We start from the raw sequence: 19,670 nt of genomic DNA on the forward strand, positions 1-19,670 counted from the left end.
TCTGAATGCCCCCGCTTTCTGTAGAACTTGCGAACGCTGAAGATACGGCACGCTTGGGCCAAGATGTTGGTCTGTCCCTACGCAAAGGGGATCTCATTGCTTTGAGCGGCGATCTTGGTGCGGGCAAATCGACATTTGCCCGTGGTTTAATCCGTACGATCGCTGATGATGCGGATTATGATGTACCAAGCCCGACTTTTACTATCGTGCAATCCTATCCCGAATTGCGGCTGCCCATTAGCCATGTCGACCTGTACCGTCTTTCGACTGCCGATGAGATTGACGAGTTGGGGCTCGACGAGGCGCTGCTTGATGGAATTGTACTGGTCGAATGGCCCGAACGCGCTGACGGGTTTTTGCCGCCGGTCAGCTTGAGCATCACGTTGCAGGATCATGGAAGTGGCCGCAAAGCCTTCATCGAGGGCCCCCCTGATGTTCTGGCGCGATTGGAACGTTCTCTGGCCATCCGCTCTTTTCTGGCAAGATCGGGTTTAGCGCATGCTGAACGGCGATATCTTCTCGGCGATGCATCCGCCCGGGGCTATGAGACCCTGTCGACGGGCAGCGGAACCCCGCTCATCCTGATGAACTCACCCTATAATCCGGGCGGTCCAATCCTGCGCGATGGCAAAACCTACATGCAGATTGCGCATCTTTCCCAGTCAGTGAATGCTTTCGTGGCCTTGGATCGTCTCCTGGCGTCCAAAGGCTTCAATGTCCCGCATATCAACGCCGAAGATTTGGAGCATGGTTTTCTCGTCATCGAAAATCTCGGCAGTGATGGTATTCTTGATAAGGATGGAGCGCCCATCTTCGAGCGCTATGAGGCTGCTGTGCGCTTGCTGGCCAAACTCCATCAATTCATATGGCCGCAGGATATCCCCGTAGGAAATGGAGCTACGCATCGTCTGCATCATTTCGACCGGGATGCGATGATGATTGAAGTTGAGCTTTTGTCGGACTGGTATGTGCCGCGCATGAACGGAACAGTGATAAGTCCCGATTTGACGAGCAGTTATATCGCTGCATGGGATAAAGTATTTAGCCAGCTTAGTAATGCCGAGCAATCCCTGCTTCTGCGCGATGTTCACTCACCCAACATCCTTTGGCAGGCTCATAGATCAGGCATTGAACGCGTTGGCCTGATTGATTTTCAGGATGCGATGCTCGGTCCTTCGGCCTATGATGTCGCATCTCTCATCATGGATGCGCGCGTGACGATTGAGCCCGACATGCAGGATTTGTTGCTTGCGGCCTATATTGAAGAGCGTCGCGCGGGAAGCACAGCTTTTGATGAGACCGGTTTCAAAAAAGCCTTTGCCATTATGGCGGCGCAGCGCAATGCAAAGATTCTTGGCATATTCGTTCGGCTCGATGAGCGCGACGGCAAACCATTTTATTTGAGGCATCTTCCGCGTATTCAAACTTATCTGGAGCGGGTTATTGATCATCCGGCTCTGGCGCCAGTCAAGGATTGGTGCGAAAAGAATGGAATACTCGCCCAAAGGATTAAGGCATGACACCGCATACAGCTATGGTTCTCGCTGCCGGTTTGGGAAAACGCATGGCACCGATAACCGATACAATACCAAAACCTTTGGTAAAGGTAGCCGGCAAATCATTGATCGATTGGGGGCTGGATTCGCTTGCCGGCGCTGGCGTGCGACGCGCCGTGGTCAATGTGCATTATCTTGCCGACCAGCTTGAAACGCATCTGATGGAGCGCACAGCGCCATTGATCGAAATCTCCAATGAAAGAGAGCAGTTGCTCGACTCTGCGGGGGGTATCATCAAAGCCCTGCCGCAAATTGGCTCTGAACCATTCTATGTTTTGAATGCCGATACTTTCTGGACCGATAGCGACAAACCCAATCTTGTCCTGCTTGCCGAAGGGTGGAATGATGCGAGCATGGATATTCTCTTGATGATTGCCCATATGGATCAAGCCGTTGGACGCGAAGGTGGCGGCGATTTCAGCATGAGCAATACCGGGCAATTGCGCCGTTTGAAGCCGGGTGAGACATCGCCCTATATTTATGCCGGAGCGGCGATCATCCATCCGCGCATTTTCGCGAATGCTCCATCGGGTAAAGTATCATTGAACCGATATTTCGATGAAGCGATTGCCGCTGACAGGCTCTTTGGACTGCCGATGGATGGCATTTGGCTGACAGTCGGCACGCCGGATGCAATAGAAGAGGCAGATGCCGCTATTGCCAAGCAGGGGATTCATGGCTGAGCGCCAGAATCCGAATATTTTCTCCATAGCGCCGGGTACGCCTTTTCTTCCGGCGCTTGTGGATGCGCTGCAATCGGGAGCCTTGATTCCGGGTTATCCTGCAAACCCCAATGATCCAATGGCGCTGGCCCATGCTACAATCTATGTGCCGACCCGTCGTGCAGCGCGAACGCTGCGTTCGCTACTTGTCGAGAAAAGCCCGGTTAAATCAGCGATCCTGCCAGTAATCCGAGCATTGGGCGATGTCGATGAAGATGCAGCCATGTTCGACATGGGTTCCGATGCCTTCTTCGACCTTCTGCCGGCAATAGGCAGTGTCGAGAGACTTTTGCTTTTAGCGCGACTGGTCCGGCCTTGGCGCGAACGCCTGCCAGAACATGTGCGTGCCTTGTTTGGAAATGAGGAAATTGCCATTCCGGCAACGACCGCTGATGCGATCTGGCTTGCCCGCGATCTTGCCGGACTCATGGATCAGGTTGAGACTGAAGCTGCCGGATGGTCAACGCTTTCCAATATTGTTTCTGAAGAACTGCCGAATTGGTGGCAGGTCACTCTCGATTTTCTAAACATCGTCACAAGCCTTTGGCCCGAGATTCTGGCTGAACGCAGACGTTCCAACCCCGCTGCCCACCGTAATCGCCTGATCGAGCTTGAAGCCGAAAGGCTCCTGCGCAAGGCGTCGCAGGGTCCTGTCATTGCGGCGGGCTCTACTGGATCCATACCTGCAACGGCAAAGCTCTTGGCTGCTATTGCTTCATTGCCCATGGGTGCCCTGGTCCTTCCAGGGCTTGATCGCGACATGGATGCCGTCAGCTGGGATGTTTTGGCAAGCACTGCAGACAATCCTTCGATTTTTGGTCACCCGCAATATGGACTGCGCAAACTGCTCGGTGAACTGGGTGTGCTGCGTCAGGATGTGATTGTGCTGGGCGGCGTCACTCCAGAAAAACGCCAACGCGAAAACCTTTTGGCCGAGGCGATGCGCCCCGCCGACACGAGTGAGGCGTGGGCACAAATTAACCGGAACAGCGGTCAGTTTTCCGCCGCCGTTGCCTCCATTGCCTTGATTGAAGCCTCAAATGAGCGCGAGGAAGCGCTGAGCATCGCAGTGGCCTTGCGCGATTCCATAGAACAACCGGGCAAGACCGCAGCTTTGATCACCGCCGATCGCGATCTTGCCCGCCGTGTGTCAACGGAACTCGCGCGGTTCAATATAGCCGCTGATGATTCCGGTGGACATGCCATGCGCGAAACGCAACCTGCGGCTTTGATGCGACTGGTCCTGGATATTGTTTTCAATCCCGGGGATCCGGTTGCGTTACTGGCTTTGCTAAAACATCCACTGACGCGGCTTGGCCTTGATCGTGTCAGGGTTCGCCAGGCTGCAGAAACTATTGAACTGGTTGCGCTGCGTGGTGGTACAGGGCGAGCCACCCTATCGGATTTCCAGCAACATTTCGAAAGACGCCTTGCCGAAACAGGATCTACGCCATTTGAACCGGCCTGGCTTCGCCAGATCAGCGCTGCAAGAATTGAGTCCGCGCATATCGTCTGCAAGGCGCTTAGCGGTGCGATGGAACCCTTGATTCAGTTTGTTGGAGTCACGGAATCTGTACAGCTGCCGCAGATCATTCAGGCGGTTGTTGCCAGTCTGGAAAATCTGGTGCGGGATGATCAGGGAGATATTGCTGCACTTTATAGTGGAGCGGCCGGTGAACAATTCGCCGCCTTCCTGCGCAATCTGATCTCGGCAGATTCGCAGCTCGATTTTTCTGTCGGCGAATTCCCCGCAATGATGGAAGCTTTGATTGCGGGAGAGGTTGTAAAACCAAAAGCGGGCGCGCATCCGCGCCTGTTTATCTGGGGCGCACTGGAAGCGCGATTGCAAACGGTCGATACGATGATTATCGGCGGACTGAATGAGGGCTCATGGCCGGGTAAAACGCGCAATGATCCGTTCATGTCACGGCCGATGAAATCCATTATAAATCTTGATCCGCCGGAGCGGCGCACCGGCCTTGCCGCGCACGATTTTCAGATGGCGCTGGGAATGGATCAGGTTATTCTTACGCGTGCACAGCGCTCAGCCAATGCGCCAACGGTTGCTTCGCGCTGGTTGCAAAGGCTGGAGACGGTTCTTGGCAATGACGCTACCGGAGAGCTGCGCAGGCGTGGGGCAAAGTATCTTGGATGGGCGCGGGAAATCGACCACGCGCCGGATGAGGATTTTGTCAAACGACCGGAACCGAAGCCGCCTTTAACAGCCCGCCCCAAGCACTTCTCAGTTACAGAAATAGAGACGCTCCGGCGCGATCCCTATGCCATCTTTGCCAAGCGCATTTTGCGGTTGCGGCCCATTGAGCCATTGATCCGTGATCCTGACGTGGCTGAGCGCGGTTCGCTCTTTCACAATATCCTCGCGCATTTCACGGAACAGGGCATTGATCCTCTTGATGCGAATGCCGCCAGACGTCTTCTGGAAATAGGCAGGCAGTATTTTGACGACATCGCGTTACCGGAAGAAATCGATGCAGTCTGGTGGCCCAGGTTCCAATCGCTGGTGCCGGAATATCTGAACTGGGAGCGGCTCCGAGACCATCTGATTTCCGAACGTCATCCCGAAATTGCTTCCAAAAAGATTGTCGTCGAAGCAACTGGCGTCACACTTTCAGGCCGGGCAGACCGGGTGGATTTGCGCCGCGACGGTACGGTTGACATCATTGACTACAAGACCGGATCAACGCCATCCAAGCGGCAGGCCCATGTTCTTTTGTCGCCGCAGCTAGCGCTGGAAGCCGCATTGCTGGCACGGGGTGCGTTTCATGAGGTTGGGGCACGCAAAGCTGCCGATCTTCTCTATGTGCGGTTACGGCCAAATGGAAAAGTCGATCCGGAATCCATTTTAAGAATCGGCACGGCTGCCAATGGAAGTGAAAAAACTGCGCCGGAGTTGGGCGAATTGTCCTGGTTGCGCCTCAACGAATTGCTGACGGCCTATGGTGATCCGCATAAGGGCTATCTGTCCCGTGCTCTGCCATTCAGGGAAAGTGATTTGACCGGCGATTATGACCATCTGGCCCGCGTTTTGGAGTGGTCGGCTGGTGGCGCTGAAGAGGGAGGGGAGGGCGAATGAGAAAGCCTCGAACCATCCCGCCGGAAACCACGCGCAACCAGAGCAGGGCAGCAAATCCAAAGGACTCTGTCTGGGTGTCGGCAAATGCGGGCTCCGGCAAAACCTATGTCTTGACGGACCGTGTCATCCGCTTGCTGCTGGATGGCACCGACCCGTCGAAAATCCTGTGCCTGACCTATACGAAAGCTGCTGCGGCGGTGATGCAAAACCGTGTCTTTGCACGCCTTTCCGATTGGGCAACCATGGATGGCGACGCACTGGCAAAAATCATTGAGGACATTGACGGTGCACGGCCCGGACCAAAGCGGCTGGCTCAGGCGCGCCGCTTGTTTGCGCGGGCGCTTGAAACCCCCGGCGGCCTCAAGATACAAACCATTCACGCCTTTTGCGAAGCCATTCTGCATCAGTTTCCGTTAGAGGCGAATATTGCCGGTCATTTCGAACTGATGGACGACATGATGCAGGTTGCGCTTATTGGCGAAGCGCGGCGGCAGGTGCTGCAAGCAGCGCGTCTTGATCATAATGTCGAGCTTGCTTCAGCCTTTGCGGATGTGCTTGACGCTGCCGGGGAGTTCGGCCTGCAACAGCTTCTTGATGAGGCGGTCACCAAGCGCAATGATCTTACCCGCTTTATTCGAGAAGTCGGGCAAGACGACCTGCGCAGGACGGCGTTCTACTCCCATTTCGGATTTACCGGCACTGAAACAGAAGACGATATCCTTTCTGCACTGTGGCCGGTTCAGGAATTTGACCGGGAAATGCTGCGTTCGATCCTCGATATTCAAAAGAGTGCCGCACGAGCGCAGGAATTTGCGATGATCCTGCTCGACGCCAAGTTTGGGCCCGAGTCTGACCAACGCGAAGAGGCATTGCGAACCGCGTTTATCAAGGCGACAGGAGAGCCCAAAAGCGGGTCTTTCATTGGGTCCAAAGGGGTAACAGAGCGGTTCCCGGATTTCATCGAGCGATTCGACCGCGCTGCACAGCGCGTGTTCGAGGGTTTGGACAAATTAAAGCAATTGCGCCTTCTCCGGCTGACTTTTTCAGCCTTGGTGGTGGTCGATGACCTTATCGGCCGCTATGAGCACATGAAAAGAAATCGCGGACTTCTCGATTTTGACGATCTCATTGTCAGGACCGTGGCATTGCTTGCGCGGCAGGATGCAGGGCCTTGGGTGCAATACAAGCTCGACAAGGGAATTGACCATATTCTCGTCGACGAAGCGCAGGATACCAGCCCAAACCAGTGGAACGTGATAAGGCTTCTCAGCGAGGAATTCTTTACCGGCAATACCGCACGCAATGTGCGGCGCACCCTTTTTGCAGTCGGCGACGAAAAGCAATCGATTTACTCGTTTCAAGGTGCGATTCCGGAGGATTTTGCCAGACACGGCAAGGCGACGGAGCAAAAAACCGGCCAAGCTGAACTGACCTTTGAACGGGTTAATCTCAACTTCTCGTTCCGCTCTGCACCGGACGTTCTGTCTGCAGTGGACAAGGTGTTCGAGCGGCCGGAAGCCCATCGCGGCTTTGGTGTCGATCACGGTCCGACTGTCCATACAGCCATTCGCGACCATGATCCGGGTGAAGTGCAGATCTGGGATATGCTGACACCGGAAACAACACCGGAAGAGGATGACTGGCGAACACCAGTTGATAGTTTGCCAGCACCACCCGTGCGTCTTGCGGAGCAAATTGCCCGAACCATTGAGCACTGGTTGAAGAATGGTGAAATCATTGAAGGGCAGAACCGGCGCCTTGAAGCGCGCGATATCATGGTGCTGGTACGCAAGCGTGACCAGTTCATGCCGGCTTTGTCGCGCGAATTAAAGAAGCGCCATGTTCCGGTCGCCGGTGCAGACCGTCTGAAATTGACGGATCACATCGCAGTCCAGGATCTCATGGCGCTCGGGCGGTTCATGCTTTTGCCATCCGATGATCTGTCCTTGGCGGCACTCCTCAAAAGCCCCCTGTTCAAGTGGGATGACGATCAGCTCTTTACGCTCGGTTATGAGCGGGCGACTGATGAAACGCTTTATGAGCGGCTATTGGCGCAGGCAAAGGATGATCTGCTGCTGGCTCCGGTTGCCGCGCGTCTTCAGGAGTGGCGCAACCGTGCCGATACTGTACCAGTCTTCGAGTTTTATGCGGATATTCTTGGACGCGGCGGCGCGCGCCGTGAGCTTCTTGCACGTCTTGGCCATGAGGCGGGCGATGTTATCGATGAGTTCCAAAACTACGCAATCGCAACCGAAAAAACCGGTTTGCCGGGCTTGCAGGCATTTTTGGAAACGCTGGAAGCAGTAACGCCGGAAATCAAGCGGGAGCTGGATCAAAGCCGTAATGAAGTCCGCATCATGACGGTGCATGCTGCAAAGGGCCTTGAAGCCGCCGTGGTATTCCTCGTCGATTCCGGCAGTTCGGCTTCTTCAGGCGGGCGTATGTCCAATCTGCTTTCTTTCGATATGAGAGAATATAGCGGCTGGGAGGGCAAAGGGTTTTTGTTCGTACCCGGAAAGGCCTATGCGACTGCTTTCTCGGCGGGCCTTGTCGATAAGCTGAAGGTAAGGGCAGAAGAAGAATATCGCCGCCTGCTTTATGTCGGCATGACACGTGCTGAAGATAGACTCATCATTTGTGGCTATCGTGGATCGCGGCAGGCGCCGGACACATGGCATGGGTTGGTGGAAGCCGCCTTGGGCGAATTGAGCAAACCAATGCAACATCCTGTCGAATCCGTCACCGCCAAATTTTACAGGCTGACTGAACGGGCGACCATGGGACCTGTAGAACCTGAGCTTCCCCTTGAGCCAAGGGCCGTTCCCTTTCCTCCTACCTATCGCATACCGATGCCTCGGGAAGCGGGCTTGCCAAGGCCCCTTGCACCATCGGGCGTATCGGTGCTGATCGAGCCCGATGATGAGGCGCCGCTGGTCACAGGTTCGCCGGTGCTACTGACAGATGGAAAGAATCCCGCTTTCGCCATCCGCCGCGGCACGGTCATCCACGCGCTGTTGCAGACTTTGCCCGATATTCCGGACGAACAACGTGCGCAGGCGGCTCAGCGTTATCTCAGCCGCGCCGCTTATGATTGGGAACCGGAGGAGATCGAGAAGGCGCTTAACTCGGTCTTTGCTGTGCTGAATTCAGCCGATTTTGCGCCGGTCTTCGCGCCAGGTTCATTGGCGGAAGTCGCAATCATGGGAACGCTGCATATTCGCGGCAAGGATCATGCGGTTTCCGGCGTTATTGACAGGCTTGCTGTGAGCGAAAGCCGGGTTGTAATTGTCGACTACAAGACTAACCGTCCTCCGCCGCAAAATCTGTCGACGGTTCCAGATGCCTATATCGCTCAGCTCGCCCTTTACCGGAAGCTGCTTGAGCCGCTTTATCCCGGCAAGACAGTAGAAGCGGCTTTGCTTTTCACCGAAGGTCCCCATCTTATCGACATACCGGTGCACGCCATGCAGATTGCTCTTGAGCGAATGGCTTGAAACTGGACAGGATTGTTCCCGTCTTGGAATCGGCAAGAAAGCTGCTATATTGATTTTGGAGTGTGGGGTGAGCTTTGCCCACCCCACTTCCCTATGATGTTACGAATGAAACCCGGATTGTCAGTGTCCAGCTGGTCCGGGTTTTTCGTACCTCAAAGGTAATAGACATTGGCAGATACCACATATCTATTGCTCCAAGTTTGAGGGCATATGGCCGTATGCCTCAGCCAGGGAGGCCATCTCTCTGGTGCACTGGCTGGATTCGTGCTGCTGCTTCGCCCTCAAACTGCTTGACGAAATACGATTGAAGTAGTGCTTTGAGCAACAAACGCAGGGTTGAAAGCCGTCAGGTGACAGATTGCACTGAATCGTGACATGAGTCGGCTTGACTAGGCACAGCAGACTCACCACATGATGGGCAACACATTCACAAGGTTAAGGAACAGCTTCATGGCTACCACCGTCAAAATTGACACCAGCAATTTCCAGTCCGATGTAATTCAGGCCGGTCAGCCTGTCGTTGTGGATTTTTGGGCAGAATGGTGTGGCCCTTGCAAGATGATTGCACCGGCGCTTGAAGAAATCGCTGCGGAAATGGATGGCAAAGTTACAATCGCCAAAGTTAATATTGATGAGAACCCTGAATTGGCTGCCCAGTTTGGCGTGCGCTCGATTCCGACTTTGCTGATGTTCAAGGATGGTGAGCTCGCTGCCAATCTGGTTGGCGCTGCTCCAAAGAGCAAGCTTTCCGACTGGATCAAAAACTCGGCTGCTTGATCAGTTCTGATATTCATCGAAAAGCCCGCTGTAAAGCGGGCTTTTTGTTATTGGAAGTTACTGCGGCGGCGTTCCGTTTTCTGAAAGCACGTCGCCAGCCAGATAGAGCGATCCGCCAATCAATATCCGTGGAGCGGGCTCGGACTTGTCCCAGCTATCGCGCAGGATTTTCAAGGCGTTTTCCACCGAATAAACAGGCTCGGCGGAAAGTCCGGCTTCTTGCGCCGCCAGAGCGAGTTCCTCATGGGGAATGCCTGCATCGCTTGATCTGATCGGCACCGTGTAAACATGCCGCGCCATGCCCGTAAAAGCCTCAAAATACCCTACAGGGTCCTTGGTATTGATCATTCCGGTAATCAAAAATAGCGGACGCTGGCTGCGATCCTCCAACGTGGCAATTGCCTCAGCGATCACCATGCCAGCTCCGGGATTATGCCCGCCATCGAGCCAGATTTCTGAGCCGGGCACTGCCATATCGACCAGGTTGCCCTTGGTCAGGCGCTGCATCCGGGCGGGCCATTCAACTGTACCCATCGCTGTTTCAACGGCGTGGTCGGGAATGGTAAAGCCCGCAGTCCTGACCGCCTGAATCGCTGCGGCGGCATTTGCCAATTGATGGCGGCCGGGCAGGTTGGGCAGAGGCAGATCCATCAAGCCTACATTGTCCTGATAGACCATGCGTCCGCGCTCTTCGAAACTCAGGAAATCCTGACCATAGACACTATAAGGGCAATCACGGCGCTCGGCAGTCTCGATCAACACTGTGCGTGCCGCATCATGTTCCTGTGCGCCGATAATAACCGGACAACCCGCCTTGATGATACCGGCCTTTTCGGCGGCAATCAGCTCAACTCGATCTCCGAGATAGGACTGATGATCGAGCGAAATCGGCATGATAACGCTGACGGCAGGCTCTGGAATGACGTTGGTTGCATCGAAACGTCCCCCAAGCCCAACCTCAAGGATGACGGCATCGGCGGGGTGCTCGGCGAAAAGGACAAAAGTCACGGCGGTCAGAATTTCGAAGACCGTAATCTGCTGCCCTGCATTGGCATCAGCCACACGCCGAACCGCCTCGAACAGCGTATCGTCATTGACAATCTTGCCCTTTCCGGGCGCACCAAGGCGATAACGCTCATGCCAACGCACAAGATGCGGGGACGTATGAACATGGACCGTATAGCCCGCCGCTTCCAGCAATGCGCGGGAAAAGGCGGTGGCAGAGCCTTTGCCATTTGTGCCAGCCACATGAATGACCGGCGGCAGGTTCAAATGGGGATTACCGAGCGTATCCAGAAGCCGGGTAATCCTGCCCAGCGAAAGGTCAAAACCTTTAGGATGCAGTCCGAGAAGCCGCTCTATTTCCTGTGACGCGCGTGATGACATCAAAATGCGGTTTCCAATAAACCGAAACCCGTCAAGATTGCGCTTCAGCTATTGCCGGAACTGCTGGCGTTTCCGCTTCCGGCTCAACAACTTTCTCCGTTGCCGGTTCGCCCATCAACATCTTCAAAAGCCTTGCAATTGTCGTTTTCAGCTCCGTGCGGGGAACGACCATATCAACCATGCCATGCGTCTTGAGATATTCTGCCCGTTGAAAACCTTCAGGAAGCTTCTCGCGTACAGTCTGCTCGATAACACGCTGTCCGGCAAAGCCGATAAGCGCACCAGGCTCGGCAATGTGAATATCGCCAAGCATGGCGTAGGAAGCAGTAACGCCGCCTGTCGTGGGGTTGGTAAGAACAACAATATAGGGCAGACCTGCTTCTTTCAGCATTTCCACCGCTACTGTCGTGCGCGGCAATTGCATCAGCGAAAGAATGCCTTCCTGCATGCGCGCGCCGCCAGATGCAGCGAAGAGAACGAGCGGCTTCTTCTGGGCGATAGCAGTTTCGAAGCCTTTGATAATGGCTTCACCGGCTGCCATCCCAAGCGATCCGCCGATAAAGTTGAAATCGTGGATTGTAACAACGACCGGCAGGCCTTCAATCGTGCCAAGCGCATTGATGATCGTGTCTTCCTGCCCGGTCTTGGAGCGATGCTCCTTCAGGCGGTCGACATAGCGTTTCTCATCGCGGAATTTCAGCGGATCGGTCGCAACCTTCGGCTGTTCCAATGTTTCGTAAACGCCATTGTCGAAGAAGAACTTCAGACGATCCTTGGCTGGAATACGCATGTGGTGGCCGGACGATGGCACAACCCACTGGTTCTTTTCCAGATCCGTATGAAAGACCATTTCGCCGGACTCGGGATCTTTGATCCAGAGGTTTTCCGGCATTTCACGACGTCCAAGCATCGAATTGATTTTCGGCCGGACGTAGTTCGTGATCCAGTTCATGATCGGTCCTGTTTTTTATCTATCGGAATGTTGATTTAAGACTTCTATTCGGCTGCTGCAAGTCGCACTGCGCGTACGCCGCTCGACAGGCCCTGAACCATCGTCGCTACAGCTTCGGCAGGATCGGCTACCAGCGAACCATCCGGATTAATCGTATTGGCCACCGCGTTTATGATTGCGGTACCGACCACAACGCCGTCAGCGGAAGCCCCCATGACCTTGGCCTGCTCGGCAGTCTTGACGCCGAAACCAACCACGACAGGCAAATCCGTGTGCTGTTTGATCCGGTGAACGGCTGCGGCAATCCTTGTCGTGTCCGGCAAAGCTGAACCGGTAATGCCATTCATCGAAACGTAGTAAACGAAGCCGGATGTATTCTGCAAAACCTTTGGCAGGCGCTTTTCATCAGTCGTGGGTGTGGCAAGACGGATGAAATTGATACCGGCCTTGATTGCAGGAATGCAAAGCTCTTCATCCATTTCCGGTGGAAGGTCAACGATGATTAGACCATCAATGCCCGAGGCAACCGCATCTTTCAGAAAGCGGTCAACGCCATAAATATAGATCGGGTTGTAGTAACCCATCATGACGATTGGCGTGGTATTATCCGTTTCCCGGAACCGCGCCGCCAGATCAAGCGTCTTAGTCAACGACATGCCCTTTTTAAGGGCGCGAAGACCGGCAGCCTGAATGGCCGGACCGTCGGCCATCGGATCGGAGAAAGGCACGCCAAGCTCAATAATGTCCGAACCGGAACCCGGCAAGGCCTTCATGATCCTGAGTGAGGTTTCAAAGTCCGGATCGCCACCCATGAAATAGGTGACCAGTGCCGGACGGCCTTCAGCCTTCAAAGCCGCGAATTTTGCATCGATACGTGTCGCCATTGTCAGATATCCATTCCAAGCAATTGGCCGACAGTATGCACGTCCTTGTCGCCGCGGCCTGAAAGATTGACGATCATGATCTTGTCCTGCGCCATTTTGGGCGCAATTTTCACCGCATGGGCAATCGCATGCGCCGATTCCAGCGCAGGAATAATGCCTTCCGTGCGCGTTGTCAGCGTGAAAGCGTCCAGCGCTTCATCATCGAGGATAGGCACATAGGAGACACGGCCCGTGTCGCGCAGCCATGAGTGCTCGGGACCGACGCCGGGATAATCAAGACCGGCGGAAACCGAATGGCCATCGAGAATCTGGCCATCGGCATTTTGCAGCAAATAGGTGCGATTGCCATGTAGCACGCCCGGGCGGCCAGCGCTCATCGAAGCGCAGTGCTCTTCGCCGTCCAGTCCACGTCCTCCTGCTTCAATACCGATGATCTCGACACCTTTGTCGTCAAGGAATGGATGGAACAACCCGATTGCGTTGGAACCACCGCCAACAGCAGCGATAATCGTGTCGGGCAGGCGGCCTTCACGCTCCAGGATCTGCTCGCGCGCTTCCGATCCGATGACAGACTGGAAGTCGCGCACAAGTTCTGGATAAGGATGCGGACCCGCCGCAGTGCCAATCAGGTAATAAGTGTCATCAACATTCGAAACCCAGTCGCGCAGCGCTTCATTCATCGCATCTTTCAGCGTGCCGTGTCCCGATGATACGGGCTTCACTTCAGCGCCGAGCAGCTTCATGCGGAAAACATTTGGCTTCTGACGCTCAACGTCGGTCGCGCCCATATAAACAACGCAAGGCAGGCCAAAGCGCGCAGAAACCGTAGCCGAAGCGACACCGTGCTGGCCAGCACCAGTCTCCGCGATGATGCGGGTCTTGCCCATGCGTTTGGCGAGAAGAATCTGGCCGAGGCAATTATTGATCTTGTGGCTGCCCGTATGGTTCAGGTCTTCGCGCTTGAAGTAAATCTTGGCACCGCCATCAAGACCCTGATCTTTGGCAAGCTGACGGACATGCTTGGTCAAACCTTCGGCATAATAGAGCTTTGAAGGCCGTCCGGCATAATGGGTGGAGAGTTCCTGCAGCTCCGCCTTGAAGGAAGGGTCGTTCTTCGCATCATCATAGGCCTGCTGGAGTTCAAGAATGAGCGGCATCAAGGTTTCGGCAACAAACCGTCCGCCGAATATACCGAACATGCCCTCTTCATCGGGGCCTGTTTTAAATGAATTGGGTTCCGCCACCTTGTCCACCACCATACTCCCTGTCATACCGCATTCACGCTTTGAGCGGCGCGTACCGCCTGAAAAAACTCTTTGATCAGGCTAACATCTTTAACGCCCGGAGCGGACTCCACACCCGATGAAATATCAATACCGCGCGCATTCGTCGCTTGCAGCGCCGCGCCAATATTAGCCGCGTTCAGCCCGCCGGAAAGCATGTATGGAACCTGCCCGTCAAGCGCGCTGAGCAGCTGCCAGTCAAAAGAAACACCATTTCCGCCCGGAAGCTCAGATCCCTTGGGCGGCTTGGCATCAAAAAGAAACATATCGGCCACGCCATCATAAGGTTTGATCTGGTCAAGATCATCGCGCTCGCGTAAGGCAAAAGCCTTGATTACAGGCAGCCCGAAACGCGCCTTCACCTGGGCAACACGCTCTACAGTTTCGTGCCCGTGCAATTGCAGGAAATCCGGTTTCATCGCAGCAACAATCGCATCAAGCGTTGCATCATCGGCGTCAACAGTCACGGCAACTGCCTTTGCCCTGCCAATGGCTGCTTTTCGCAGCCTTCCTGCTTCAACCGGATCGATATTGCGCGGGCTTTTTGCAAAGAAAATAAAGCCAATATGCGATGCGCCACCATCCAGCGCTGCAGCAACAGCATCGTCGGTTTTCAATCCGCATATTTTGATATCAAGGTTCATAGGGCGCAACTCGCATGAAAATGCGTCAAAGTCGAGGATTTTGGTGCAAAACGCTTTTGCAGCCACCAATTATAGATGGTTGTCGTAACCGGCTTTAACAAGAAAATCGAATGCATCCGCGACATGCGCCGGGATGGATTGCGTAATTTGATAGCCCTTGGCGGGATAATCGATCAGGCGCTTCACGTCGCCCACCATTTCATTGATGAAATTGTCCAGGGGATAGGCATTGGTAGGCTGCTGCTCGAATGAAGTCGGCGGCGCCGTTACCATCGCCTCGACATTCGGCCATTGCGCCCGAACCGTTGCAAAAGCGCGGCGCTGCGTCTGCGGTTTTGTAACGATGATAATGCGCTTGGTAGCATCGCCCGCCATGTCGCGGGCATAGCGGACATTTTCCCCGATATTGGTTGCATTGGGCTCGACCAATATTGCTTTGCCGGAAACACCAAGCTCCTCGGCGCGCGCGGCAAAGGCTTCTGCCTCCGATGTCGGGTAAAGCCGACCCGTCCAATTGCCTGATTTTCCGGTAAACAAAATCCGGTTGGCCAAACCTTGATGCAATAGCTTTGCGCAATGATCCGCAACACGCAGATCATAACTGCCAAGCCCGATAATCAAATCTGCCGGGGAAAGCTCGTCATAGACAAGGTGAAAATCCCAAAGCACGCGGCTTGCCCCAAGCACGGCGGGTGAAACAACAGCAGACATCAGGTGAAATCGATCGCCTGCAGAGAGCCGCCATTGCGCTTCAGCCAAGCCTTGCAGCGTTCGGTATCGGGGCAAAGCTCGCCGCACAGCTTCCAGAATTTCGGGCCGTGATTCATTTCTTTCAAATGCGCCACTTCATGCGCGACCAGATAGTCGATAATCGGCGGCGGAGCCATCATGATACGCCAGGAAAACGCCAGCGTGCCATCGGATGTGCACGAGCCCCAGCGACTTTTTGTGTCCTTGATGCGGATGACTTTGGCACGCCGCCCAACCGTTGCCGTGTGCCGTGCCACAAGAATTTCGAGATCGCGCTTGGCTTCACGCTTGAGAAAGTCGCCAACACGCCGAGCGAGATGAGGTCTGTCGCCATAAACGATAAGGCGTGGGCCTTCAGCACCGTTTTCCTGCCGCACAGTTCCACGCGCCGCCGGCTCGTGAACGATAAGATGCGGCACACCGCGCACCGGTATTTTTACGCCGGGCCGCACCTTGGGCTGATCCGGCATTTTGGCAATACGCGTTTCAATCCAGCCCTCATGGCGCACAAGAAACTTGTCGATTTCGCGCGATGGAACGCCGGGAGGCACGGTGATGCGTAAACCCTTGCCACCCGCATCAATGCGCAGGGTCAGCCGTGTCGCCCGTGCATTTTCTACCACGCGCAAGGGCAAAATTCGGCCCGCAACTTCATAGCTCCGCTCGGCCCTCAGTGTGGCTGATTTCTTGACCGGTTTGGGAGGTGAAGCCCGAAACAAGGATAGGATCATGATGATGATATTAAATGATTCGGTGGCAAAATCATCGTGCGTGGTTCGACAAGCAAAAGCGGCGACGAAAAAATTTCCGCCGCCGCTTTTTGGATTTTAACAAAGCGGATTATTGCTGGTCTTCATTCACATCGGGCACGGTGCCAGATGGCTTTTTGGAGACTGCGTTGCGTTCTGCCATGAAGCGATCGAATTCTTCGCGATCCTTGGCGCGACGAAGCTCATTGGCATAGTCTTCAAATTCCGCGCGCATTTCGTCAAGCTTGCGGCGCTCTTCCTCAAGACGTTCCAATTCCTTGTCACGCCATTCGTCGAAAGCAGCATTGCCTGTGCCAAAGGGAGCGCGGCCAAAATGTGCCGAACGCTTGTTGCGGCGAAACGCACCGCAGAAACTGTCAGTCTTGCGATTCACATCCTGCTTGAAACCCTCAAGGCGATCGCCCCAGAGAATATAGGCGAGCATGGCAAAACCCAGCGGCCAGAATAACATGAACCCGATAATCATCAGAGCGATGGTCGCGGGAGTCCAGCCCGGCCGGATCAAAGCAGCATTGTTCATATTGAGCCCTTCCTTCTTAAGAACCCCGACCCCAATTGGTCGATTATGAACGACATGGGAAAAACTTTGCGGCTTTTCAAGAAAACGTGATTTCAATTACTCTAAGAGTTTGAAATCAGGCCCGTTTCTTTGCGTGCTCCAGTCCGGCAACGAGTAGTCCTGCCACCAAAGCCCAAAATGCAGCACCAATACCGGCAATGGCAATGCCGGATGCAGTCACGGCAAAAGTGACAATTGCCGCCAGTCTCTCCTCTTCGATTTTCAACGACAGAGTCAGCGCGTTAACGAATGCGCCAATGAGGGCAAGACCAGCCACAAGCGCAATCAAGGGCGCCGGAAGAACCGCGAAAAGCGCAACCAGCGAGGCCCCGAAAATTGCAAATACAAGATAGCTTAATGCATAAAACGGCCCGGTCAGCCAGCGTTTGGCCGGGTCGGGATGAGCATCCGGCCCGGTGCATATCGCGGCGGAAATTGCCGCCATGTTGCTGGTGTGCGCTCCAAAGGGTGCGGTGAGCAGCGATACGAGCCCTGTCACCTGCAGTGCGGCCGCTGTAGGCGGCTCGTAACCTGCAGCACGCATTACCGCAAATCCCGGCAGATTCTGCGATGCCATTGTCACAAGGTAGAGTGGCAAGGCGAGGCCGATCATCGCCTGCATATCAAATACCGGCATGATAATCGTGAGCGTGGATAGTTCAATCGCCGGAACGCTGGCCACGCGCCCGCTGAGAAAAGCAAAAATCACGCCGCCGAAAAGAACCGCAAGTACCGCCATGGCCGGGTTGAATAGCCTGATGACGAAAAACAGCAAAATGAGCGGCAAGACGAACAAGGGATCGATAGGGATCGTGCGGGCGGCTCCCGTCAGAAAGGCAAAGAGCACGCCCGCCAGCATTCCTGAAGCGATCGATGCAGGTATCTTCGATACAAAGGTGGATATGGGCTTGATTAGCCCCGTAAGAATAATGGCGATCGCCGTAACGATAAATGCACCAACGGCTTGCGGCATGGTAAAGCCGATTGAGCTGCCAATCAGTGCAAGGCCCGGCGTCGACCACGCGCTGATGATCGGCATTTTATAGCGCCAGCTCAGATAGCCCGTGGCTGCAACCATGGCGAGGCAGTTTGCCGTAACCCAGCTTGCTGTTTCGGCCTGGGTAGCGCCCAGAGCGTTGGCTGCCGCAATGACAAGAGCCAAAGTTCCGCCAAATCCGACGACGGCAGCAACGACAGCGGAGGCGATGACGGAAAAGCGCATGGCGGACCTGATTATTGAACAGAGGGAGTGGGCTGGATACTGCCAGCCATTGAAGACACGGTACGACCCAAAAGTTCAAGGTCCTGTGGTCGCGAAAGCCGGTGATCTCCATCGCGAATAAGCGTAATCGTTACATCATCGACGGGAAGATGGTCTACGAGCTTCATTGCGTGGCTATAAGGCACATCTTCATCCTGCATGCCCTGCAGTATGTGCACCGGACAATCGGTCTGGATAACGCCTTTCAAGACCTGATTGATCCTGCCATCTTCAAGCAAGGCCTTTGTGTAGATATAGGGCTGGTCCGAATATTCGGATGGCTCTTCCATATAACCGCGGTCGGCAATCTGGCGGCGCTGGTCATTGGTCAGTTTTGGCTCGACCAGTTCTGACGTGAAATCCGGTGCCGGTGCAATCAGCACCAGACCGGCAATGCGGCTGCCTTCTCCGAGCCTTTGCAATTCTGCGAGCAGACGCAGGGCAATCCAGCCGCCCATGGAGGAGCCGACGATAATTTGCGGGCCCGATGAGAACTGCCGGAAAACTGCAAGGCTTTGTTCAAGCCAGAGCGAGATGGTTCCGTCGTGAAATTCGCCGCCCGATTCCCCATGGCCGGAATAATCGTGGCGCAGGAAAGCATGCCCATGTTCCGTGGCCCATTCGTCCAGAAAATTTGCTTTGCTACCGAGCATGTCCGAGCGATATCCGCCCAGCCAGACTATGCCGGGATTGGCTCCGGCACGCTTTCGCAGGGCAATATTGATTCCGTTCAGCTCAAGAAACTCGGGCGGGGATTGTGTCATGGGCGGGACTCACTCTCGATATTCTTCTTCTTGCATGGGAAAACAGAACGATAAAGCCTGCCCCATTGCATAAAACTGAAATATTCCTATCTCTAATTTGAGTGATTTATCCTGAAAATAGTAACATTGGTGCCTGCCAGCACGCATAAGCATTGCGGCGAAGGCCGTGTGATGCTATTTGCGGGTCCGAAATAATTCAAGGAGACTACTGCCATTCGCCGACCCTTTAGAGCCCAGGTGGTCCAGAAAGATGGACCACGTTCCAATCGTGATATCCGGGTACCCCAGGTACAGCTCATTGATGCCGAAGGTGAAAACCACGGTATCGTAACGATTCAGGCAGCGTTGGCGATGGCCGACGAGGCGGGACTCGACCTTGTCGAGATCGTGCCAAATGCTGAGCCGCCGGTCTGCAAGATCGTTGATCTTGGCAAGCTGAAATACCAGGGCCAGAAAAAGGCTGCGGAAGCTCGCAAGAAGCAGAAGACAGTTGAAATCAAAGAAATCAAGATGCGCCCGAACATCGACACGCATGATTATGACGTGAAAATGCGCGCGATTAAGCGTTTCTTTGAAGAAGGCGATAAGGTCAAGGTAACACTGCGTTTCCGTGGCCGTGAAATGGCCCACCAGGAACTTGGCATGCGTCTCCTCGACAAGGTCAAGGAAGACACCGTGGAGATTTCCAAAGTGGAAGCCGAGCCCAAGCTTGAAGGCCGCCAGATGATGATGGTTCTGGCACCTCGCTAAAATCGATCTACTGCCTTTGAAAAG

Annotated in this window: 16 protein-coding genes; 6 read left to right on the forward strand and 10 right to left on the reverse strand. The window is 54.6% G+C overall.

Annotation, left to right across the window (positions count from 1 at the left end):
• The first annotated feature begins 5 nt into the window (after positions 1-5).
• The 5 genes from tsaE (at position 6) to trxA (ending at position 9,643) form a co-directional block, all read left to right on the forward strand.
• Positions 6-1,520 carry a tRNA (adenosine(37)-N6)-threonylcarbamoyltransferase complex ATPase subunit type 1 TsaE gene (tsaE, locus tag QFZ34_RS12905; RefSeq protein WP_307281555.1) on the forward strand — a complete coding sequence of 505 codons (1,515 nt, stop codon included), beginning with the start codon at positions 6-8 and terminating at the stop codon, positions 1,518-1,520.
• The gene (locus QFZ34_RS12910; RefSeq protein WP_115054529.1) at positions 1,517-2,239 is read left to right on the forward strand and encodes a nucleotidyltransferase family protein; all 723 of its coding nucleotides are present in this window, start codon (positions 1,517-1,519) and stop codon (positions 2,237-2,239) included. The genes tsaE and QFZ34_RS12910 overlap by 4 nt, the downstream gene beginning before the upstream one ends.
• Positions 2,232-5,372, forward strand: coding sequence for a double-strand break repair protein AddB (gene addB, locus QFZ34_RS12915; RefSeq protein WP_307281558.1), 3,141 nt, complete (start codon positions 2,232-2,234; stop codon positions 5,370-5,372). The genes QFZ34_RS12910 and addB overlap by 8 nt, the downstream gene beginning before the upstream one ends.
• Positions 5,369-8,866: a double-strand break repair helicase AddA gene (gene addA / locus QFZ34_RS12920; RefSeq protein ID WP_307281561.1), complete on the forward strand. Its 3,498-nt coding sequence runs from the start codon at positions 5,369-5,371 to the stop codon at positions 8,864-8,866. Before addB ends, addA begins: the two co-directional genes overlap by 4 nt.
• A 450-nt stretch (positions 8,867-9,316) precedes the next feature.
• A complete protein-coding gene (gene trxA, locus QFZ34_RS12925) occupies positions 9,317-9,643 on the forward strand; it encodes a thioredoxin (RefSeq protein WP_115054532.1) in 327 nt (108 codons plus the stop codon).
• Positions 9,644-9,700: 57 nt separating this feature from the next.
• Here the strand turns inward: trxA and QFZ34_RS12930 are convergent, their stop codons facing one another.
• The 10 genes from QFZ34_RS12930 to QFZ34_RS12975 form a co-directional block, all read right to left on the reverse strand.
• Positions 9,701-11,029 carry a bifunctional folylpolyglutamate synthase/dihydrofolate synthase gene (locus QFZ34_RS12930; RefSeq protein ID WP_307281567.1) on the reverse strand — a complete coding sequence of 443 codons (1,329 nt, stop codon included), beginning with the start codon at positions 11,027-11,029 and terminating at the stop codon, positions 9,701-9,703.
• A gap of 31 nt (positions 11,030-11,060) precedes the next feature.
• A complete protein-coding gene (gene accD / locus QFZ34_RS12935; protein ID WP_115054534.1) occupies positions 11,061-11,981 on the reverse strand; it encodes an acetyl-CoA carboxylase, carboxyltransferase subunit beta in 921 nt (306 codons plus the stop codon).
• 44 nt (positions 11,982-12,025) lie between these two features.
• Positions 12,026-12,865 carry a tryptophan synthase subunit alpha gene (gene trpA, locus QFZ34_RS12940; protein WP_307281572.1) on the reverse strand — a complete coding sequence of 280 codons (840 nt, stop codon included), beginning with the start codon at positions 12,863-12,865 and terminating at the stop codon, positions 12,026-12,028.
• A gap of 2 nt (positions 12,866-12,867) precedes the next feature.
• Positions 12,868-14,136 (reverse strand): tryptophan synthase subunit beta, encoded by a 1,269-nt coding sequence (gene trpB / locus QFZ34_RS12945; protein WP_370878747.1) that lies wholly within the window; start codon positions 14,134-14,136, stop codon positions 12,868-12,870.
• Positions 14,133-14,792: a phosphoribosylanthranilate isomerase gene (locus QFZ34_RS12950; RefSeq protein ID WP_307281574.1), complete on the reverse strand. Its 660-nt coding sequence runs from the start codon at positions 14,790-14,792 to the stop codon at positions 14,133-14,135. The genes trpB and QFZ34_RS12950 overlap by 4 nt, the downstream gene beginning before the upstream one ends.
• A gap of 69 nt (positions 14,793-14,861) precedes the next feature.
• The gene (locus tag QFZ34_RS12955) at positions 14,862-15,503 is read right to left on the reverse strand and encodes a YdcF family protein (RefSeq protein ID WP_307281576.1); all 642 of its coding nucleotides are present in this window, start codon (positions 15,501-15,503) and stop codon (positions 14,862-14,864) included.
• The gene (locus QFZ34_RS12960; RefSeq protein ID WP_115054539.1) at positions 15,503-16,273 is read right to left on the reverse strand and encodes a M48 family metallopeptidase; all 771 of its coding nucleotides are present in this window, start codon (positions 16,271-16,273) and stop codon (positions 15,503-15,505) included. The genes QFZ34_RS12955 and QFZ34_RS12960 overlap by 1 nt, the downstream gene beginning before the upstream one ends.
• Positions 16,274-16,382: 109 nt before the next feature.
• Positions 16,383-16,832, reverse strand: a complete 450-nt coding sequence (locus tag QFZ34_RS12965; protein ID WP_115054540.1) for a DUF2852 domain-containing protein — start codon at positions 16,830-16,832, stop codon at positions 16,383-16,385.
• Between the two features lie 115 nt (positions 16,833-16,947).
• A complete protein-coding gene (locus tag QFZ34_RS12970; RefSeq protein ID WP_307281581.1) occupies positions 16,948-18,093 on the reverse strand; it encodes a benzoate/H(+) symporter BenE family transporter in 1,146 nt (381 codons plus the stop codon).
• Between the two features lie 11 nt (positions 18,094-18,104).
• Entirely contained in the window at positions 18,105-18,896 is a 792-nt protein-coding gene (locus tag QFZ34_RS12975; RefSeq protein WP_307281584.1) for an alpha/beta hydrolase, read from the reverse strand.
• 213 nt (positions 18,897-19,109) lie between these two features.
• Between QFZ34_RS12975 and infC the strand changes: the two genes are divergently transcribed.
• A complete protein-coding gene (gene infC, locus QFZ34_RS12980; protein ID WP_040855885.1) occupies positions 19,110-19,646 on the forward strand; it encodes a translation initiation factor IF-3 in 537 nt (178 codons plus the stop codon).
• Positions 19,647-19,670 lie beyond the last annotated feature (24 nt).

Source organism: Phyllobacterium ifriqiyense (assembly GCF_030817885.1).
GTDB classification, from domain to species: domain Bacteria; phylum Pseudomonadota; class Alphaproteobacteria; order Rhizobiales; family Rhizobiaceae; genus Phyllobacterium; species Phyllobacterium ifriqiyense.

What these genes read in the sequence shown, in the direction of transcription:
- tsaE (WP_307281555.1), top strand. Translation starts at nt 6, where the DNA reads ATGCCCCCGCTTTCTGTAGAACTTGCGAACGCTGAAGATACGGCACGC.
- QFZ34_RS12910 (WP_115054529.1), top strand. Translation starts at nt 1,517, where the DNA reads ATGACACCGCATACAGCTATGGTTCTCGCTGCCGGTTTGGGAAAACGC.
- addB (WP_307281558.1), top strand. Translation starts at nt 2,232, where the DNA reads ATGGCTGAGCGCCAGAATCCGAATATTTTCTCCATAGCGCCGGGTACG.
- addA (WP_307281561.1), top strand. Translation starts at nt 5,369, where the DNA reads ATGAGAAAGCCTCGAACCATCCCGCCGGAAACCACGCGCAACCAGAGC.
- trxA (WP_115054532.1), top strand. Translation starts at nt 9,317, where the DNA reads ATGGCTACCACCGTCAAAATTGACACCAGCAATTTCCAGTCCGATGTA.
- QFZ34_RS12930 (WP_307281567.1), bottom strand. Translation starts at nt 11,029, where the DNA reads ATGTCATCACGCGCGTCACAGGAAATAGAGCGGCTTCTCGGACTGCAT.
- accD (WP_115054534.1), bottom strand. Translation starts at nt 11,981, where the DNA reads ATGAACTGGATCACGAACTACGTCCGGCCGAAAATCAATTCGATGCTT.
- trpA (WP_307281572.1), bottom strand. Translation starts at nt 12,865, where the DNA reads ATGGCGACACGTATCGATGCAAAATTCGCGGCTTTGAAGGCTGAAGGC.
- trpB (WP_370878747.1), bottom strand. Translation starts at nt 14,136, where the DNA reads ATGACAGGGAGTATGGTGGTGGACAAGGTGGCGGAACCCAATTCATTT.
- QFZ34_RS12950 (WP_307281574.1), bottom strand. Translation starts at nt 14,792, where the DNA reads ATGAACCTTGATATCAAAATATGCGGATTGAAAACCGACGATGCTGTT.
- QFZ34_RS12955 (WP_307281576.1), bottom strand. Translation starts at nt 15,503, where the DNA reads ATGTCTGCTGTTGTTTCACCCGCCGTGCTTGGGGCAAGCCGCGTGCTT.
- QFZ34_RS12960 (WP_115054539.1), bottom strand. Translation starts at nt 16,273, where the DNA reads ATGATCCTATCCTTGTTTCGGGCTTCACCTCCCAAACCGGTCAAGAAA.
- QFZ34_RS12965 (WP_115054540.1), bottom strand. Translation starts at nt 16,832, where the DNA reads ATGAACAATGCTGCTTTGATCCGGCCGGGCTGGACTCCCGCGACCATC.
- QFZ34_RS12970 (WP_307281581.1), bottom strand. Translation starts at nt 18,093, where the DNA reads ATGCGCTTTTCCGTCATCGCCTCCGCTGTCGTTGCTGCCGTCGTCGGA.
- QFZ34_RS12975 (WP_307281584.1), bottom strand. Translation starts at nt 18,896, where the DNA reads ATGACACAATCCCCGCCCGAGTTTCTTGAGCTGAACGGAATCAATATT.